Source organism: Nannocystis bainbridge, assembly GCF_028368995.1.
GTDB lineage: Bacteria > Myxococcota_A > Polyangia > Nannocystales > Nannocystaceae > Nannocystis > Nannocystis bainbridge.
This window is the reverse complement of the sequence record NZ_JAQNDL010000003.1, coordinates 1,299,153-1,316,573: the sequence shown is the minus strand read 5'-3', so window position 1 is coordinate 1,316,573 and position 17,421 is coordinate 1,299,153. Positions and strand designations below refer to the sequence as shown.

9 protein-coding genes are annotated in these 17,421 nt (G+C 71.6%); 4 read left to right on the top strand and 5 right to left on the bottom strand.

Translation table 11 applies throughout. The annotated features are described in order from the left end of the window. Positions 1 to 7 precede the first annotated feature (7 nt). The 3 genes from POL25_RS30480 to POL25_RS30470 all read right to left on the bottom strand — a co-directional run bounded on the left by POL25_RS30480 (position 8) and on the right by POL25_RS30470 (position 8,832). Positions 8 to 613: a response regulator gene (locus POL25_RS30480; RefSeq protein WP_272089773.1), complete on the bottom strand. Its 606-nt coding sequence runs from the start codon at positions 611 to 613 to the stop codon at positions 8 to 10. A gap of 193 nt (positions 614 to 806) precedes the next feature. Then, the gene (locus POL25_RS30475) at positions 807 to 2,564 is read right to left on the bottom strand and encodes a response regulator (protein ID WP_272089772.1); all 1,758 of its coding nucleotides are present in this window, start codon (positions 2,562 to 2,564) and stop codon (positions 807 to 809) included. Positions 2,565 to 2,577: 13 nt separating this feature from the next. Next, complete coding sequence (locus tag POL25_RS30470; RefSeq protein ID WP_272089771.1) at positions 2,578 to 8,832, bottom strand: HAMP domain-containing protein; 6,255 nt, start codon at positions 8,830 to 8,832, stop codon at positions 2,578 to 2,580. 798 nt (positions 8,833 to 9,630) lie between these two features. Between POL25_RS30470 and POL25_RS30465 the strand changes: the two genes are divergently transcribed. From POL25_RS30465 to POL25_RS30455, 3 genes are all read left to right on the top strand, one after another. Beyond that, on the top strand, positions 9,631 to 10,842 hold the full coding sequence (locus POL25_RS30465; protein WP_272089770.1) for a tetratricopeptide repeat protein: 1,212 nt from the start codon (positions 9,631 to 9,633) through the stop codon (positions 10,840 to 10,842). Positions 10,843 to 10,903: 61 nt separating this feature from the next. Further along, positions 10,904 to 12,106 (top strand): hypothetical protein, encoded by a 1,203-nt coding sequence (locus POL25_RS30460; protein ID WP_272089769.1) that lies wholly within the window; start codon positions 10,904 to 10,906, stop codon positions 12,104 to 12,106. A gap of 27 nt (positions 12,107 to 12,133) precedes the next feature. Beyond that, positions 12,134 to 13,222, top strand: a complete 1,089-nt coding sequence (locus tag POL25_RS30455; RefSeq protein ID WP_272089768.1) for a hypothetical protein — start codon at positions 12,134 to 12,136, stop codon at positions 13,220 to 13,222. Positions 13,223 to 13,606: 384 nt separating this feature from the next. On the opposite strand, the gene POL25_RS30450 is transcribed toward POL25_RS30455, so the two are convergent. Both POL25_RS30450 and rpe read right to left on the bottom strand, forming a co-directional pair. Then, the gene (locus POL25_RS30450; RefSeq protein WP_272089767.1) at positions 13,607 to 14,692 is read right to left on the bottom strand and encodes a DUF481 domain-containing protein; all 1,086 of its coding nucleotides are present in this window, start codon (positions 14,690 to 14,692) and stop codon (positions 13,607 to 13,609) included. Positions 14,693 to 14,785: 93 nt separating this feature from the next. Then, positions 14,786 to 15,523, bottom strand: a complete 738-nt coding sequence (rpe, locus tag POL25_RS30445; protein ID WP_272089766.1) for a ribulose-phosphate 3-epimerase — start codon at positions 15,521 to 15,523, stop codon at positions 14,786 to 14,788. Between the two features lie 197 nt (positions 15,524 to 15,720). Here rpe and POL25_RS30440 point away from each other — a divergent pair, with 197 nt between their 5' ends. Then, positions 15,721 to 17,364, top strand: a complete 1,644-nt coding sequence (locus tag POL25_RS30440) for an Eco57I restriction-modification methylase domain-containing protein (protein ID WP_272089765.1) — start codon at positions 15,721 to 15,723, stop codon at positions 17,362 to 17,364. Positions 17,365 to 17,421: the final 57 nt, after the last annotated feature.

Below are 17,421 nucleotides of genomic sequence, written 5' to 3'. Positions count from 1 at the left end.
GGTGGTCTCAGCGGCCCAGCAATTTGCGCAGCGCGTCGCGCAGCGCGCCGAGCTCGATCGGCTTGCGCAGGACGATGGCGCCGCCGGCGTCGACGCGCCGCTCGGCCGTCACCAGCAGCACCGGGATCGGGGCCAGGCGAGGGTCGCGGGCCTTGACCTCGCGGAACTCCTGGCCGCCCATGCGCGGCATCTTGAGGTCGAGCACGATGACGGCGGGCAGCGGCGTCGCCGGGGCGGCCAGCAGCTCGAACGCCTCCAGGCCGTCGGCGGCGGCCAGCACGCCGTAGCCCTCGTCGACCAGGAAGTCGCGCAGCGACTCGCGGACCACCTCGTCGTCGTCGACGACCAACACGTAGTCACGCGGCGCAGCCGTCGCCGGGTGCTGTCCCGGCGTCTCCGAGCGGCGCTGGCCCTCGGCCAGCATCCACTTGTCGACCTCCGAAAGTTTCAACTTCCACAGCTTGCCGATCTTCTGCGCCGGCAGGCCGCGGCGCTCGATCCAGCGGTAGATCGAGTCCTTGCGCACCCCGAGGTGGGCGGCGACTTCGTCGATCGACACCCACGGCTCCGAGCGCGGATCGTCGTCGCGGGGAGGACGGGGTGGTGCGGCCATGCGCAAGATTGCTACCTCGGCCAGGGAAATCCCTCAATAGTCGAGAAAACACGGTACTGCAGTGCGCCATTGACGCGGGCGACCGCGCGCGGGCCCGGGCCCCGGCGGACGGCCGTCCGAGCTGTCTCCGGAGACAGGAACCGAGCCTGTCTCTGGGGACAGACCCGAGGCCCGCCAGCGAGCGCGAGCGCCGTCACCCGACGCTCTTTCGCCCGGCGCCGCCGCGGTGCTGGTCCATCAGGCGGGTGAGCTTGGCGAAGTTGACCGGCTTGACCAGGTGGGCGTCGAACCCCGACTGCTGAGTCCGCGTACGCACGTCCTCCTGACCCCACCCCGTGACCGCGATCAGGAGCACGTCGGCGGCCCACGGTTGCGAGCGGATCCACGAGGCGGCGCCGAAGCCGTCCAGCTTGGGCATGCCGAGGTCGAGGAAGATGACCTCGGGGCGGAATCGGTCGGCCACGTCGATGCCCTGCTGGCCGTCGTAAGCGGTCTCGACGATGTTGCCGGACACCTTGAGCAGGCCGGCCAGGCTGAGCGCGGCGTCGACGTTGTCGTCGACCACCAGCACGCGGCGGCTGGTCCGCTTCGGCTCCGGGGCGGCGTGGGCGTCCGCGGCCTCGCTGGCGGCCTCGCGGCGCAGGAGCGGCAGGTGGACCGTGAACTCGCTGCCCTTGCCGGGGCCCTCGCTGTGGGCGGCCACCGAGCCGCCGTGCAGCTCGACCAGGCGGCGCACCAGCGCGAGGCCGATGCCGAGGCCGCCCTGGGCCTGGTGGACGGTGCGGTCGACCTGCGTGAACAGCTCGAACACCTTGGGCAGCATCTCGCCGGAGATCCCGGTGCCCGAGTCGGCGACGCGGATCAGCACCTGCGTGGTCGGGCCGGCGAGCTCGACCGTGAGGCGGATCTGCCCGCCCTCCGGGGTGTACTTGGCGGCGTTGTTGAGCAGGTTGCCGACCACCTGGGTCAGGCGCGTGCGGTCGCCCTCGATCCAGATCGGCTCCTCGGGCACGCCGACGTCGAGCCGGTGGCGGCGGGTCTCGATCAGCGGGCGGGTCGTCTCGAGCGCGCGGCTGATCACCGCCGCGACCTCGAGCGGGGCGCTCTGCAGCTTGATCTTGCCCTGGGTGATGCGCGAGACGTCGAGCAGGTCGTCGACCAGGCGGTGCAGCTGCTCGGTCTGGCGCTCGATCACGTCGCGGCACCAGCGGACCTCGGGATCGTCGATCTCCTTGACGCCCATCAGCTCGACGGCGCTGTGGATCGGGGCCAGCGGGTTGCGCAGCTCGTGGGCCAGCATGGCCAGGAACTCGTCCTTCTGGCGGTCGGCCTCGCGCAGCTGGGCGTGAGTGTGGCGCAGCGCCTCCTCGGCCCGCTGGCGCTCGGTGATCTCGGCGGCGAGGGTGCCGTTGGCCGCGGCGAGGCCGGCGTTGGCGCGCTCGAGCACCGCGTTGAGCTGCTCGAGCTCGCGGGTCTTCTCGGCTTGCAGGTTGGAGTTGGCGAGCGCGAGCTGGGCGTTGGCCTGCTCGAGCGAGCGGTTGGCCCGCACCAACTCCTGGCGCTTGAGGTGCAGCTCGACCAGCACCGACACCTTGCCGCGCAGGATCTCCGGCACGATCGGCACGTACACGTAGTCGACCGCGCCGAGCTCGTAGCCGCGGAGCGCGTCGAGGTCGGTGATGTTGTGGCCGGTGACGAAGATGATCGGCGTCCGCTCGAACCGCGGGTGCTGGTGGATCATCGCCGCGGTCTCGAAGCCGTCCATCTCCGGCATGCTGACGTCGAGGAGGATCACGGCGTACTCCTCCTTGAGCAGCCGCTGCAGCGCCTCGACGCCGGACGACGCGCGCACCAGGTTCTGCTCGAGCGGCGCGAGGATGGCCTCGTAGCTGAGCAGCCGGGCCGGCTGGTCGTCGACGAGGAGGATGTTGACTCTTTCGCGCTCGGTCATGTCCACGCCTCCGTCACCTGTGGAGCCAGATCCGCAGCAAGGACAGCAGCTGCTCGGTGTTCACCGGCTTGGCGATGTAGTCGGACGCGCCGGCCTCGAGGCACTTCTCGCGGTCGCCCTTCATCGCCTTGGCGGTGAGGGCGATCATCGGCAGGCGCCGGAGGTTCGGGTCCTTGCGGATGCGCCGCATGGTCTCGTAGCCGTCCATCTCGGGCATCATGATGTCCACCAGGGCCAGCGACAAATCCGGCGTGGATTTGACGATGTCGATGGCCTCCTGGCCGGTCGAGGCGCTGATGACGCGCATGCCCTGGCGCTCGAGCAGCGACGACAGCGCGAAGATGTTGCGCACGTCGTCGTCGACCACGAGGACCCGCTTGTCGACGAGCACCTCGTTGTTGTCGTGGAGCCGCTCGATCATCCGCTGCTTGTTGGCCGGCAGCGCCATGATGTCGCGGTGGAGCACCAGCGCCGTCTCGTCGAGCAGGCGCTCGGGCGACTGCACGTCCTTGAGCACGATGCTCTTGGCGACCTTGCGCAGCTGCGACTCCTCGGCGGGCGACAGCTCCTTGCCGGTGAACACCACCACCGGCAGGTCGCGCATGGCCGGCTCGTGCTGCAGGCGGGCCAGCAGCTCGAAGCCGGTCATGTCGGGCAGGCGCAGGTCGAGGACCACGCAGTCGAACGTGCGCTCGCGCAGGGCGGCGAGCGCGGCGGCGCCGCTGTCGACCGCGGTGATGCGCACGTCGTCGTGCAGCAGCAGCTCGGACAGGCTCATGCGCTCGACCGCGTCGTCCTCGACGATCAGCAGCTCGCGCGGCTTCTTGGCGGCGAACTGCTTCATGCGGTCGAACGCGGCGGCCAGGCTGTCGCGCGACAGCGGCTTGTTCAGGTAAGTGAAGGCGCCGCGCTCGAGCACGTGCTGGCGCTCGTCGTCGAGCGTCAAGATCTGGACCGGGATGTGCCGCGTCGCCGGGTTCTGCTTGAGCTGGCTCAGCACGGCCCAGCCGTGCACGTCAGGCAGGAAGATGTCCAGCGAAATCGCGGTGGGCCGGTACTGCACGGCCAGGTTGACCGCGTCGGCGCCACGCAGGGTGACGAGGCCCTTGTAGCCGCGCTCGCGCGCCACCTCGAGCAGGAGGTGGGCGAAGTGCGGGTCGTCCTCGACGATCAGCAGCGCGGCGTCGCCTGGCTGCAGCGACTCGCGGTCGTCGAGGATCGGCTCGGCCCGCGGCGGGGCGGTGTTGGCCGGGGCGGCGTGGTGGCTGCGCGGCGCCGGCATGACCTTGCTGGTGGTCGGGCCCTGGTACTGGGTCGGCAGGTACAGCGTGAAGGTGCTGCCGCTGCCGATCGTGCTGTGCAGCTTGATCTCGCCGCCGAGCAGGTTGGCGAGCTCGCGGCTGATCGCCAGGCCCAGGCCGGTGCCGCCGTACTTGCGGGCGGTGCCGGCGTCGGCCTGCTGGAACGCCTCGAAGATGATGCGCTGCTTCTCCGGCGGGATGCCGATGCCGGTGTCGCTGACCGAGAACGAGACCACCGCCGGGGCGTGGCTGAGCACCGGGTGCTCGGAGGTCCAGCCGCTGGGGGCGAGCTTGACCTCGAGGCGGACGCCGCCGCGCTCGGTGAACTTGAAGGCGTTCGACAGCAGGTTCTTGAGCACCTGCAGCAGGCGCTTGGGGTCGGTGGTGATGGCCCGGCCGAGGTTGGCGGCGAAGTCGGTGGTGAGGGTGAGACCGCGGTTCTCGGCCTCGTGGCGGAAGTTGCGCTGGACGGTGTCGCGCAGGCTGGAGAACGGCAGCTCCTCGGAGTCGACGGTGACGGTGCCCGACTCGATCTTCGACAGGTCGAGGATGTCGCTGATCAGGTTGAGCAGGTCGGTGCCGGCGGCGTGGATCGTCCTGGCGAACTCGACCTCGCGGTCGTTGAGGTTGTGCTCGATGTTGTCGGCCAGCTGCTGGCCGAGGATGAGGATGCTGTTGAGCGGCGTGCGCAGCTCGTGCGACATGTTGGCGAGGAACTCGGACTTGTAGCGCGAGGTCAGCACCAGCTCGGCCGCTTTCTCCTCGAGCGCGCGGCGGGCCTGCTCGATCTCCTGGTTCTTGCGCTCGACCTCCGCGTTCTGCTCGGCGAGCAGCTTGGCCTTGGTCGCCAGCTCCTCGTTGGTCTGCTGCAGCTCCTTCTGCTGGGCCTGCAGCTCGCCGGCCAGCTGCTGCGACTGCTGCAGCAGGCCCTCGGTGCGCATGGTCGCCTCGATGGTGTTGATGACGATGCCGATGCTGCCCGTCAGCTGCTCGAGGAACGCCAGGTGCGAGGCCGTGAACTCGCGCAGCGAGGCCAGCTCGATCACCGCCTTGACCTGGCCCTCGAACAGCACCGGCAGGACGATCACCGTGCGCGGGCGGGCGGTCAAAAGCCCCGAGCTGATGACCACCGACTCGTCGGTCACGTGCGACAGCAAGATCCGCTGGCGCTCGACCGCGCACTGGCCGACCAGGCCCTCGCCGACGCCGTAGTGGCGCGGGTTCTTGGGATCGCGGGCGTCGGCGTAGCTGGCCAGCTGGGTCAGCTCGGCCTCGCCGCTCAGGCCGTCCATCACGTACATCACGCCCTGCTGGGCGTCGATCAGCGGCACCAGCTCGGACAGCAGGCGCTGGCCCACGGTGATGAGGTCGCGCTGGCCCTGCATCATGCGGGTGAAGCTGGCGAGGTTGGTCTTGAGCCAGCCCTGCTCGTTGTTGCGCTCCGTGGTGGCGCGCAGGTTGTCGATCATCGCGTTGATGTTGTCCTTGAGGTCGGCGACCTCGCCGCGGGCGTCGACCTGGATCGACCGGGTCAGGTCGCCCTTGGTGACGGCGGTGGCGACCTCGGCGATGGCGCGGACCTGGGTGGTCAGGTTGGCCGCCAGGAGGTTGACGTTGGCGGTCAGGTCCTTCCAGGTGCCGGCCGCGCCGGGCACGTTGGCCTGGCCGCCGAGGCGACCCTCGACGCCGACCTCGCGCGCGACCGAGGTGACCTGGTCGGCGAAGATGGCGAGCGTGCCGGTCATGTTGTTGATCGTGGTCGCCAGCGCCGCGACCTCGCCCTTGGCCTCGACCGTGAGCTCCTGGCGCAGGTCGCCGTTGGCCACCGCGGTCACGACCTTGACGATGCCGCGCACCTGGTTGGTGAGGTTGGCGGCCATGACGTTGACGTTGTCGGTGAGGTCCTTCCAGGTGCCGGCGACGCCCTTGACCTGGGCCTGACCGCCGAGCTTGCCCTCGGTGCCGACCTCGCGGGCGACGCGGGTCACCTCGGCCGCGAACGCGTTGAGCTGGTCGACCATCGTGTTGATGGTGTCCTTGAGCTGGAGGATCTCGCCCTTGACGTCGACGGTGATCTTCTTCGAGAGGTCGCCGCGGGCGATCGCCGTGGTGACCTCGGCGATGTTGCGCACCTGCGAGGTCAGGTTCGAGGCCATCGAGTTGACGTTGTCCGTCAGGCCCTTCCACGCGCCGGCGACGCCCGGCACCTGGGCCTGGCCGCCGAGGATGCCCTCGGTGCCGACCTCGCGGGCGACGCGGGTCACCTCGGCGGCGAAGCCGTTGAGCTGGTCGACCATCGTGTTGATGGTGTTCTTGAGCTCGAGGATCTCGCCCTCGACGTCGACGGTGATCTTGCGCGAGAGGTCGCCGCGGGCCACGGCGGTGGTGACCTCGGCGATGTTGCGCACCTGCGAGGTCAGGTTCGAGGCCATCGAGTTGACGTTGTCGGTGAGGTCCTTCCAGGTGCCGGCGATGCCGGGGACCTGGGCCTGACCGCCGAGCTTGCCCTCGGTGCCGACCTCGCGGGCGACGCGGGTCACCTCGGCGGCGAAGCCGTTGAGCTGGTCGACCATCGTGTTGATGGTGTTCTTGAGCTCGAGGATCTCACCCTTGACGTCGACGGTGATCTTGCGCGAGAGGTCGCCGGTCGCCACGGCGGTGGTGACCTCGGCGATGTTGCGCACCTGCGAGGTGAGGTTCGAGGCCATGGCGTTGACCGAGTCGGTGAGGTCCTTCCAGGTGCCGGCGACGCCGGGGACCTGAGCCTGACCGCCGAGCTTGCCCTCCGAGCCGACCTCGCGGGCGACGCGCGTAACCTCGCTGGCGAAGCCGTTGAGCTGGTCCACCATGACGTTGATGGTGTTCTTGAGCTCGAGGATCTCGCCCTTGACGTCGACGGTGATCTTGCGCGAGAGGTCGCCGCGGGCGACGGCGGTGGTGACCTCGGCGATGTTGCGCACCTGCGAGGTCAGGTTGGACGCCATCGAGTTGACGTTGTCGGTGAGGTCCTTCCAGGTGCCGGCGACGCCGGGGACCTGAGCCTGACCGCCGAGGTTGCCCTCGGTGCCGACCTCGCGAGCGACGCGGGTCACCTCGGCGGCGAAGCCGTTGAGCTGGTCGACCATCGTGTTGATGGTGTTCTTGAGCTCGAGGATCTCGCCCTTCACATCGACGGTGATCTTGCGCGAGAGGTCGCCGCGGGCCACGGCGGTGGTCACGTCGGCGATGTTGCGGACCTGCGAGGTGAGGTTCGAGGCCATCGCGTTGACGTTGTCGGTGAGGTCCTTCCAGGTGCCGCCGGCGCCCTTGACCTGAGCCTGACCGCCGAGCTTGCCCTCGGTGCCGACCTCGCGGGCGACGCGAGTCACCTCGGCGGCGAAGCCGTTGAGCTGGTCGACCATCGTGTTGATGGTGTTCTTGAGCTCGAGGATCTCACCCTTGACGTCGACGGTGATCTTGCGCGAGAGGTCGCCGCGGGCCACGGCGGTGGTGACCTCGGCGATGTTGCGGACCTGTGAGGTGAGGTTCGAGGCGAGGCCGTTGACGTTGTCGGTGAGGTCCTTCCAGGTGCCGGCGACGCCAGGGACCTGGGCCTGGCCGCCGAGCTTGCCCTCGGTGCCGACCTCGCGAGCGACGCGCGTCACCTCGGAGGCGAACGAGCGCAGCTGCTCGACCATCGTGTTGAGGGTCTCCTTGAGCTGGAGGATCTCGCCGCGCACGTCGACGGTGATCTTGCGCGAGAGGTCGCCGCCGGCGATCGCGGTGGCGACCTCGGCGATGTTGCGGACCTGCGCGGTGAGATTGGAGGCCATCGAGTTGACGTTGTCGGTGAGGTCCTTCCAGGTGCCGGCGACGCCGGGGACCTGAGCCTGACCGCCGAGCTTGCCCTCGGTGCCGACCTCGCGGGCGACGCGAGTCACCTCGGCGGCGAAGCCGTTGAGCTGGTCGACCATCGTGTTGATGGTGTTCTTGAGCTCGAGGATCTCACCCTTGACGTCGACGGTGATCTTGCGCGAGAGGTCGCCGCGGGCCACGGCGGTGGTGACCTCGGCGATGTTGCGGACCTGCGAGGTGAGGTTCAACGCCATGGCGTTGACCGAGTCGGTGAGGTCCTTCCAGGTGCCGGCGACGCCAGGCACGATCGCCTGACCGCCGAGCTTGCCCTCGCTGCCGACCTCGCGAGCGACGCGCGTCACCTCGGAGGCGAACGAGCGCAGCTGGTCGACCATGGTGTTGATGGCCTCCTTGAGCTGGAGGATCTCGCCGCGCACGTCGACGGTGATCTTGCGCGAGAGGTCGCCGCTGGCGACGGCGATGGTGACCTCGGCGATGTTGCGGACCTGGGCGGTGAGGTTGCCCGCCATCGAGTTGACGTTGTCGGTGAGGTCCTTCCACACGCCCGAGAGACCGGCGACCTGGGCCTGGCCGCCGAGCTTGCCGTCGGTGCCGACCTCGCGAGCGACGCGCGTCACCTCGCTGGTGAACACGCTCATCTGGTCGATCATCGTGTTGACGATGGTGGCCGAGCGCAAGAACTCGCCCTGCAGCGGCCGACCCTCGACGTCCATGCGCATGGTCTGGGTCAGGTCGCCCTTGGCGACGGCGCCGATGGCCCGACTCACCTCGGCGGTGGGCCACAGGAGGTCGTCGATCAGGGTGTTGACCGAGTCCTCCATCTCGCCCCAGGCGCCGACGCGGTTGTGGCCGCGCACGCGCTGGCGGGTCTGACCGCGCTTGCCGACGACCTCGCCGATGCGTTCGAGCTCGGCGGCCATGACCCGGTTGGCGACGATGATCTGGTTGACGGTGTCGGCGATCTTGCCGCCCAGCCCCGTCCAGTCGCCCGGCAGCTCGGCCGAGAAGTCGCCGTCGCGCACCGCCTGCAGCACGCGCAAGAGCTGCCGCTGCTCGGGGGTCGCGATGCCAGTCCAACCTGCGCCGCTCTCGGTCGCATCCGTGATGGTCATGTCGAGGCTCCTGGCGCGCGACCCGAAGGTCCGCGCGTCCCCTGGAGGATACGCAGCTTTGCCAGGCGGCGTCCCGCTCGATCATGTCGACGATGAAAGGCGCGCCTGCCGCGATGCCAGGCGAAATTCGGGCGGATTCCGCAGGTTAGGGGGCCCGAGGCGCCGGCGCGCCCGGGCGAACGAACCCCGACGCCGACGTGGCGCTCGCACACACCCGGGCCCGGGATGTGTGACAGTCCAGACATGACGAAAGGGACATGTCTGAAGAGACATGCGGTGTGCAGGCGGCGAGCGAATCGCGGATCGACGGCGATGGTGCGGGCATCGATGCGAGCGCGCGAGCCACCGGGCTCGACCGTGAGACGGCGGTGATAGGCCCGCAAGCGCGGTGACGCAGCGGAAGGCGAAGCGCGGCGGAGCGCCTCGGGGATTCGCGGCGATGAAGTGTGGAGTCCCTGTCCAGGGTTGTCCGCGAGGCGCTCGGCGAGCCAGGCGCCGACGGAGCGCGGAGCCACGAGCGCGGGGAACCGGGGAGCTCGCAATGGATGGAGTCCCTGTCCAGGGTTTGGGGCGCGGCGGAGCGCCGGTGATCGCGACGCGGCGGGCGTGGCGGCCCGCACGAGCGGACGGCTGCAGATCGCTCGCGGCGGAGGCGGGCGATCCCGGGCGCGAGGGCGTGAGGCGGGCGCTGTCGCAAGGACGGCGCCGAAGGCCGCATACGGGCGCGGGCGGTGTTCCTCGCACCCGCGCCCGCCGAGGCTTGACGCTGCCGGGGCTGTGGGCAACCCTCGCGCAAATATGCGCACGCACGGGTGTCTCTCGCCCCTGGTCGCGGGCCTGTGGCTCGTCGCTGCTTGCCCGGCCGCGCAGGAGACCGCGGCGCCGGCCGAGCCGCCGCGGCAGTGCGAGGCGGCCGAGTGCAACACCGAGGGCATGCTGGCGCTCGGCCTGCAGCGCCCCGACGAGGCGCTGCGCCTGCTCGATCGGTCATGTTCTCTCGGACATGCCGTCGGCTGCTCCAACCTCGCCGGGGTGCTGCGCGGCGGGGTCGGCGGAGCGGTGAAAGATCCGCCGCGGGCCGTCGGCTTGTACGACCGCGCGTGCCGGCTCGGCTTCGCCGAGGCGTGCGCGACGGTCGGGACGATGCTGGCCGAAGGCACCGCCGTGCCGGCCGATCCGCCGCGCGCGCTGGCGATGTTCGAGCTGGCGTGCGCCAAGCAGGACGCGTTCGCGTGCTTCACGGCGGGGCTGTTCTTCGAGACAGGTCGCGGGGCGACGCGCGACCCGGGCCGCGCGGCGGCGGCGTTCGAGCAGGCGTGCGGGCTCGGGCACGCGACCGGCTGCTTCAACGCGGGCATCCTGATCTTCGACGAGGCGGGCGGGCGGCCCGGCGACAACGCGCGCGCGGTCGAGCTGTTCGCGCGCGGGTGCGCGGGCGGCCAGCCGGCGGGGTGCCTGCGCCAGGGCCTGGCGGCGCTGCGCGGGGTCGGCACGGCGGTCGACGTCGGCCAGGCGACGGCCCTGTTCGCGCGCGCGTGCGAGGGCGGCGACGGCGACGGCTGCGAGCTGGCGGCCCAGCTGAAGCGGTCGCGCGGGCGCAAGGTCGAGGTGGCGCTGACGAGCCGGGCGCCGACGCTGACGATGGCGGGCCTGACGGTGCACGAGCTGGCGTGCCGGATGCCGCAGACCGACCCGCTGGCGCTGGCGGAGGCGCTCGAGGGCGTGGCGGCCCACAAGGCGGCGCTCGACGCCTGCGCGCCGGCCGGGGCGGCGGTGGCGGTGGTCTGGAGCTACCGCGGCGGGCGGGCCGGGCAGGTCCGGGTCGAGGGGGCCGATCCCAGGCTGGCGGGCTGCGTGCGCAAGGCGGTCGAGCGGGCCCGCTCGAGCCTGGCGGCCAGCTGCGCGGCGACGGTGCTGATCGGCGAGGCCGTCGGGGCCCGCAAGGCGCTGGCAGACCGGCGTTCCGCGGCCGCGAGGGCGCCCGCGCCCGCGCCGGTGCCGGCGAATTGACAGGCCGCGCGGGCGGCCCGTAGCTTGGGGCATGCGCTTAACTTTGCGTCGGTGCTCTGCCGTGATCCTGGTCGGGGTGCTCGGGTGCGGCAGCGACCAGGCCGCGACGACGGACACCGACACGGGCACGGGCACGGACACCGGCGCGGCCGAGGCGATCGCGTTCGCCGACTTCTTCGAGCTGGCCGAGGCGAGCTACTGCGGCTGGGCGGTCCGCTGCGGGGCGTTCGCGGCGGAGGCGGACTGCCGCGCGGTCGAGTTCTTCGACACGGTCTATCCGCCGCGGCTGCTGGCCCAGGCGCGGCTCGACGAGGGCGAGGGCGGGGGCGGGCAGGCGACGGCGTACCTGCGGGCCTCGGAGGCGGCGGGGCGGCTGGTGTTCGACGCCGAGGCGGCGGCGAGCTGCCTGGCCTACGTCGAGGCCCGCGGCTGCGAGCTCCTGGGCTCGTACGTGGTCGACGAGGCCGAAGCGGCCGGGCGGGCCGCCTGCGACGCGATCCTGCGCGGGACGATGGTCGAGAACGGGCCGTGCCTGCTGACGGCCGAGTGCGCGCTGCAGGAGGGGGCGGAGATGGTGTGCGGCTTCGATCCGTCGTGCACCGACAGCTGCTGCGTCGGCGGCTGCCGCCGGCTGGCGTCGCTGACCGTGGGCACGCCTTGCAACGGCAACAGCCGCTGCGAGCCCGGCAGCTTCTGCGACCGCGACCCGAACACCGGGGCGTCCACGCAGTGCACGGCGCAGCGGCCGGCCGGCGGCGCCTGCCAGAGCGTCGACGCGTGCGACGCCGACAGCTTCTGCGACTTCCAGAGCGGCCTGTGTCGGCCGCTCGGCGGCGAGGGTGAGGCGTGCGCCCCGTTCGGCGAATTCGGCTGCCAGGAGGGGCTGTTCTGCGCCGACCCGGAGTACGTCGGCGCGGGCCGCTGCCGCGCGTTCGCGCCGCTGGGCGCGGCCTGCAAGGCCGACTGGTACCTCGGCTGCGGGACGCTCGGGGCGACCTGCGATCCGGACAGCGAGCAGTGCGTGGCGGCGCCGGGGCCCGGCGAGCCGTGCCCGATGAGCGTGTGCGGGCTGTCCAGCAGCTGCGACTGGACCACCCAGGTCTGCGTGGCCCGCGGCGGCGAGGGCGAGCCGTGCGGCTTCGACATCCAGCGCTGCGCCGGGGCGCTGCGCTGCGACGGCTGGGACGACGCCCGCTGCGTCGCGCCGGCGATCGACAGCGTGTGTCCGGTGCCGGCGGCGGATCAGCTGCCTCAAGGGACATAAACATAAGGACATGTCGTGGAGGACATCATGAGGACGACGATCGCCGGGCTGGTGCTGTGTGTGACGGCGGGGTGCGCGGAGCCGGCGACGCCGGACGACTTCGCCGGCGAGTACGAGCAGGCGCTGTGCGCGTGGGCGTCCGGCTGCGCGGTGTTCCAGTCGCCGGCGCAGTGCCGCGAATCGCTGGTGTGGGACACGAGCGGGCGCTTCCAGTACCTGCTGGCGGCGCTGGCGGCCGAGCGGGTGAAGTTCGACGCCGAGGCGGCCGAGGCCTGCCTCGAGCAGGTGAGCGCGCAGGCGTGCGAGCGCAACCTGCTCGAGCGGGTGCTGTTCAGCGTCGGCCCCACGGCGGGGCCGGCGGTGTGCGCCGACGTGTTCGTCGGCAAGGTCCGCAACTACGATCCGTGCCTCAACTCGGAGGAGTGCGCGGGCGATGCGGTGTGCGGGTTCTCGCCGTTCGGCTGCGAGGAGGACATGTGCTGCCCGGGGGCGTGCCGGGTGCTGGGCGGCGCAGGGCCGCAGATCGGCGACGCGTGCAGCGGCTCGGGCTGCGCGGACGATGCGTTCTGCGCCCGCGACCCCAATACGTTCCTGCCGACGGTGTGCACGGCGCGGCGCAAGGCGGGGGAGTCGTGCGTGGACAACGGCAACTCGTGCGCGCTCGAGCTGTACTGCGATTTCTCGGAGTCGATCTGCCGCGAGCGGACCGGGGAAGGCGGGGACTGCTCGTCAGGGTGGGTCGAATGCGCCGAGGGCCTGCAATGCTACTCCTCGGACGACGGCGGGCGCACGTGCCGGACGCTGCCGAACGAGGGCCAGAGCTGCTCGACGAACAACTACCCGCCGTGCGCCCGCCTCGACAACACCTGCGACGAGACGAGCAGGAAGTGCGTCAAGCTGCCGACCGCCGGCGAACCATGCCTGGATTGGGAGTGCCAGCCGTACGCGGAGTGCAAGCCCAACGCCGGTTCGCAGGTGTGCGTGCTCCGCGGGGGGGTGGACGCCGGGTGCGGCGAGTCCGCCGGGTGGGTGCAGTGCCTGGGCCACCTGCAGTGCGGGGAGGGCGATCGCTGCCGGGAGCCGGAGCCGGAGCCGGTGTGCGACGTGCCCGAGTGAGATTCTTCTAAGAAAAAATCAGAGCGATCTGGCTTGAGGGACAGGTCGCGCCCGGTGACCGGGTGCCCTGGCGATCGGGTGACCTGGAGGGCATGGCTTCAAGGACATGTCCACGAGCCATGGCGGTGGGGTGACCTGAAGGGCATGTCTTCGGGGACATATCCACGGGACAGGCCGGGTGGGGTGACCCGAAGGGCATGGCCTCAGGGACATGCTCCCGAGGTCACGCCGGTTCGGCGACCCGAAGGCCGTGCCTTCAAGGACGTGTCCGCGGGGCAGCCAGACCGGGTGTCCCGAAGGGCATGTCCTTTTCGACATGTCCCACTAGACAGCCGGCGGCGCGCTGGGCGGATGTCCTTTGGGGCAGGTCGCTCGCGGGCCGGCCTAGATGAAGCGGAACACCAGGCTGAACGAGGTGATCGTGTCGAGCTTCTTGATGCCCGGCAGCGGGGCGTTGTCGTAGCGGAGGGTGAAGCTGGTGGCGAAGGCGAAGCGCTTGCCGAGGGCGGTGGTGAGGCCCACGTCCCAGTTGACCCACGACTTGCTGCGCGCCTTGCCGCCGTCGGTCTCGACCGCGTTGGAGCGGAACGGCGCGAACGCCTGGATGTACTCGATGCCGGTGGTGAAGGTGACGTACTCGGACAGCAGGTTGGTGTAGCCGAGGAAGACGCGGCCCGAGTGGGTGGCGACGCTCGAGCGGGCGGCGCAGGTCGGCATCGCCGCGGTGGTGTTCGGCACGTCGAGCACGAGGGTGGTGCCGGCCGGACACTGGGCATTGTCGGCGCCGCGACGCAGCCGCCGCTGGTCGTAGAGGAAGTCGTAGCCGGCCTCGGCCCACAGGCGGTGCTTGGGCTGGTTGATGATGTAGAACGCGAAGCCCGGGTCGACCCGCATGCGCATGTTGAGCCCGAGGAACGGGTCGAAGCGCGCGGTCAGCATGGTGAAGAACGTGACCCGCGGGTGGAAGTAGACGTCGTAGCGCACCCGGCCCTGGACGTTGCCGGCGGTCAGCTGGCTGCTGCGCTCGCCGTCGGGCAGGCGGATCGCGGCCTGGGCGTAGTTGCCGACGAACTGGGCCTGGAACTCGTGGATCTTGCGGCGGATCCGGAACCGGCCGCCGCCGGTCATCGCGGCCGAGCGCGCGTTGCCAGAGGTGAACAGACCACCCGCCGAGACCTCGGCCTCGGTGGCGTCCATCGGCTCGGTGGTGCTGGTGGTGGCGAACTTGGCGTCGTCGAGGTTGGCGGCGCCGCTGCTGGCCGGGGCCTGGGTGCCGATGGTGCCGGTCGTCTTGGCGGTCGAGGCGGCAGTACCGGCAGGCGGCGGCGTGGGCTCGGCAGGCGGCGCGGCCTCTTCGTCGGGCGGCTCGGCCGGCGGGGCTGGGGTGGGCGATTGGGCGGCGACGTCGCCCGCGGCTGCGAGCACGAGGGCGAACGCGACGAACGAGGAGTGACGGACGAGCGACGGCATGGCGGAATCGACGCGCCCGTTTGTGACACCGATTGCGCCGCCAGCCAACTTCCCGCGCCATCGCGCAGGGCCTCCGCGGGGCCGGACGGCCGGTCAGGTGCGCCAGATCATGGCGGCATCGGCGGTTCCCCGAAGGGCCGCGATGGCGGCGGCGTAGTCCCGACCGAACTGCCGGCTGCGCAGGACGCCGGTGCCGGACACGAAGGCGTCGGCGCCGTCCGCCGCGATGTCGGCGATGGTGTCGACGGTCACGCCGCCGTCGACCTCGATCCGGGTCGGCAGGCCGGCGGCGGTGATCATGGCCCGCAGCTCGCGGATCTTGGGCCGCACGGCGGGGATGAACTGCTGGCCGCCGAAGCCGGGGTTGACGCTCATGACGAGGACGAGGTCGCACAGGTCGAGCACGTGGACCAGGGCCGAGGCGGGGGTGTGCGGGTTGAGGCTGACGCCGGCCAGCACCCGCCCGCCAGATTTGCGCTTGAGGTCGCGGATCTGCTGGAGGTTGCGGTGGAGGTGGCGGCAGGCCTCGAGGTGGACGGTGATGATGTCGGCCCCGGCGTCGGCGAACGCCTCGACGTAGCGCTCGGGCTCCTCGATCATCAAGTGACAGTCGAGCACGCGCGCGGTGTGCGGGCGCAGGGCCTGGACCACCAGCGGGCCGATCGTGATGTTGGGGACGAACCGGCCGTCCATGACGTCGACGTGCAGCCAGTCGGCGCCGGCCCGGTCGAGCGCGACGGCCTCCTCGCCGAGGCGGGCGAAGTCGGCGCTGAGCAGCGAGGGGGCGATCACCGGCGCGAGCCGTTCGGGCGAGGCTGTTTGTTGGGACATGTCTCTCCGGACAGGTGGCGAGCCGTCCGCGCGGGAGTGGTAGCACAGACGGGCGGGCGTGGGTAAACTGCGCCGGTGTGCGCCGACGCCAGGTCGCGTGAGCCGCGGGCCGGACGGGCCGCGAAGGTCCGCGGCGAGGCGCTCGTGGCCCGGCCGGGCTGGCCGCGGGCGGGCCTGGCGAGGGCGGAGAGCGGGCCGTGGTCGCCGTCCAGGGGCGCCGCGGCGGGCGCGCTGGAGATCGCCGCGGGCCCGGGATCGCCGGCATGAACGAGGCCGCGCGGGCGCACGAACGCGGGCTCGATCCGGCCCGCCGCAAGCGCGACGGGGTGTTCTACACGCCGGCGCCGCTGGTGCGCCGGCTGGTCGACGACGCGCTCGGGCGCGTGTTGGCGGCGGCGCCGGCGGGGGCGACGGTGCGGGTGGTCGACCCGGCGTGTGGCGCGGGGGCGTTCTTGATCGCGGCCGCGGCGGCGCTGCTGGCCCGCGACGAGGAGATGGCCCGAGAGACAGGTGAAGCGCGTAGCGCGGGCGAGCGGCTGGCGCTGCTGCAGGCGGCGATCTTCGGGGTCGACGTCGACCCGGCGGCGGCCCTGCTGGCGCGCGCGGCGGTGGCGGGCTTGGTGGGAGCTGTCCCCGAGGACATGTCCGAAAACATCAAGGTCGGCAACGCGCTGCTGGGGGCCGGGGCGCCGGCGGCGGCGGGCCAGCCGTTCGTGTGGGCGGAGGAGTTCCCGGCGGCGCTGGCGGCGGGGGGCTTCGACGCGGTGCTCGGCAACCCGCCGTTCGTCGACGCGGAGGCGATGACGCGCCACCACGCGGCGCTGCGCCGCCACTGCGCCGGCTGCTACGAGGCGGCCCGCGGCAACTGGGACCTGTTCTGCGTGTTCATCGAGCTCGGCCTGCGCCTGTGCGCGCCGGGCGGCTACGTGGCGCTGGTGGTGCCGAACAAGCTGGCGTCGGCCGACTACGCGGCGGCGACCCGCCGGCTGCTGACGCGCGAGGCCCGGCTGGTGGCGCTGTACGACCTGAGCGAGGCGCTGCCGTTCGCGGCCGGGGTCTACCCGCTGGCGTTCGTGGCCCGCCGCGGCCCGGGCGAGGCGACGCCGGTGGCGCTGCGGCGCGGCACGGACGAATGTGAGGAGATGTCCCTCGGGACAGGTCTGTCCCAGGGGCCGTGGCCGATCTCGGGCCGCGGCGACGCGGCCTGCGTGGCCCACATGCGCGCGGTCGGCCGGCCGCTCGGCGAGCTGGCGCAGGTGTGGGGCGCGGCGACCGTCGGCGAGGCCTACGCGATCGCGGAGCTGATCGTGGAGGGCGAAGCAGGGCTGCGCGTGGTCAACAGCGGGACGATCGACCGCTGCGCCGAGCTGTGGGGCAAGACGCCGCTGCGCTACCTGGGCCGCAGCTTCCTGCGCCCGGTGATCGCGGCGCCCGAGCGCCTGCCGCCGCGCCGGCTGGCCCAGGCGCGCACGCCGAAGCTGATCGTGGCCGGGATGACGCGCTCGATCGAGGCGACGATCGACGCCCGCGGCGAGGTGCTGGCCGGCAAGTCGACGACGATCTGCTGGTGGCCCGACGACCTGCGGGTGCTGGCGGCGATCGTGCACAGCCGGGTGATCGACGACTATTATCAACACGTGCACGGCGGCGACCGCCTGGCCCGCGGGTACCTGCGGATCGGTCCCCGCCAGCTGCGCGGGCTGCCGGTGCCGGCCCCGGAGGACTGGGACCGGGAGGTGGCGGCGGAGATCGTCAGGCTGGTCGACCGCTGGCGCGCGGGCGACCCGTCAGTCGCGCCGGCCCTCGACGCGCTGGTCGATTCGCTCTACGGGCTGGCGTGAGGCGGACGGTCTTGGGACATGTCTCTCGGGGCATGTCCCTTCGGACCTGACGGAACA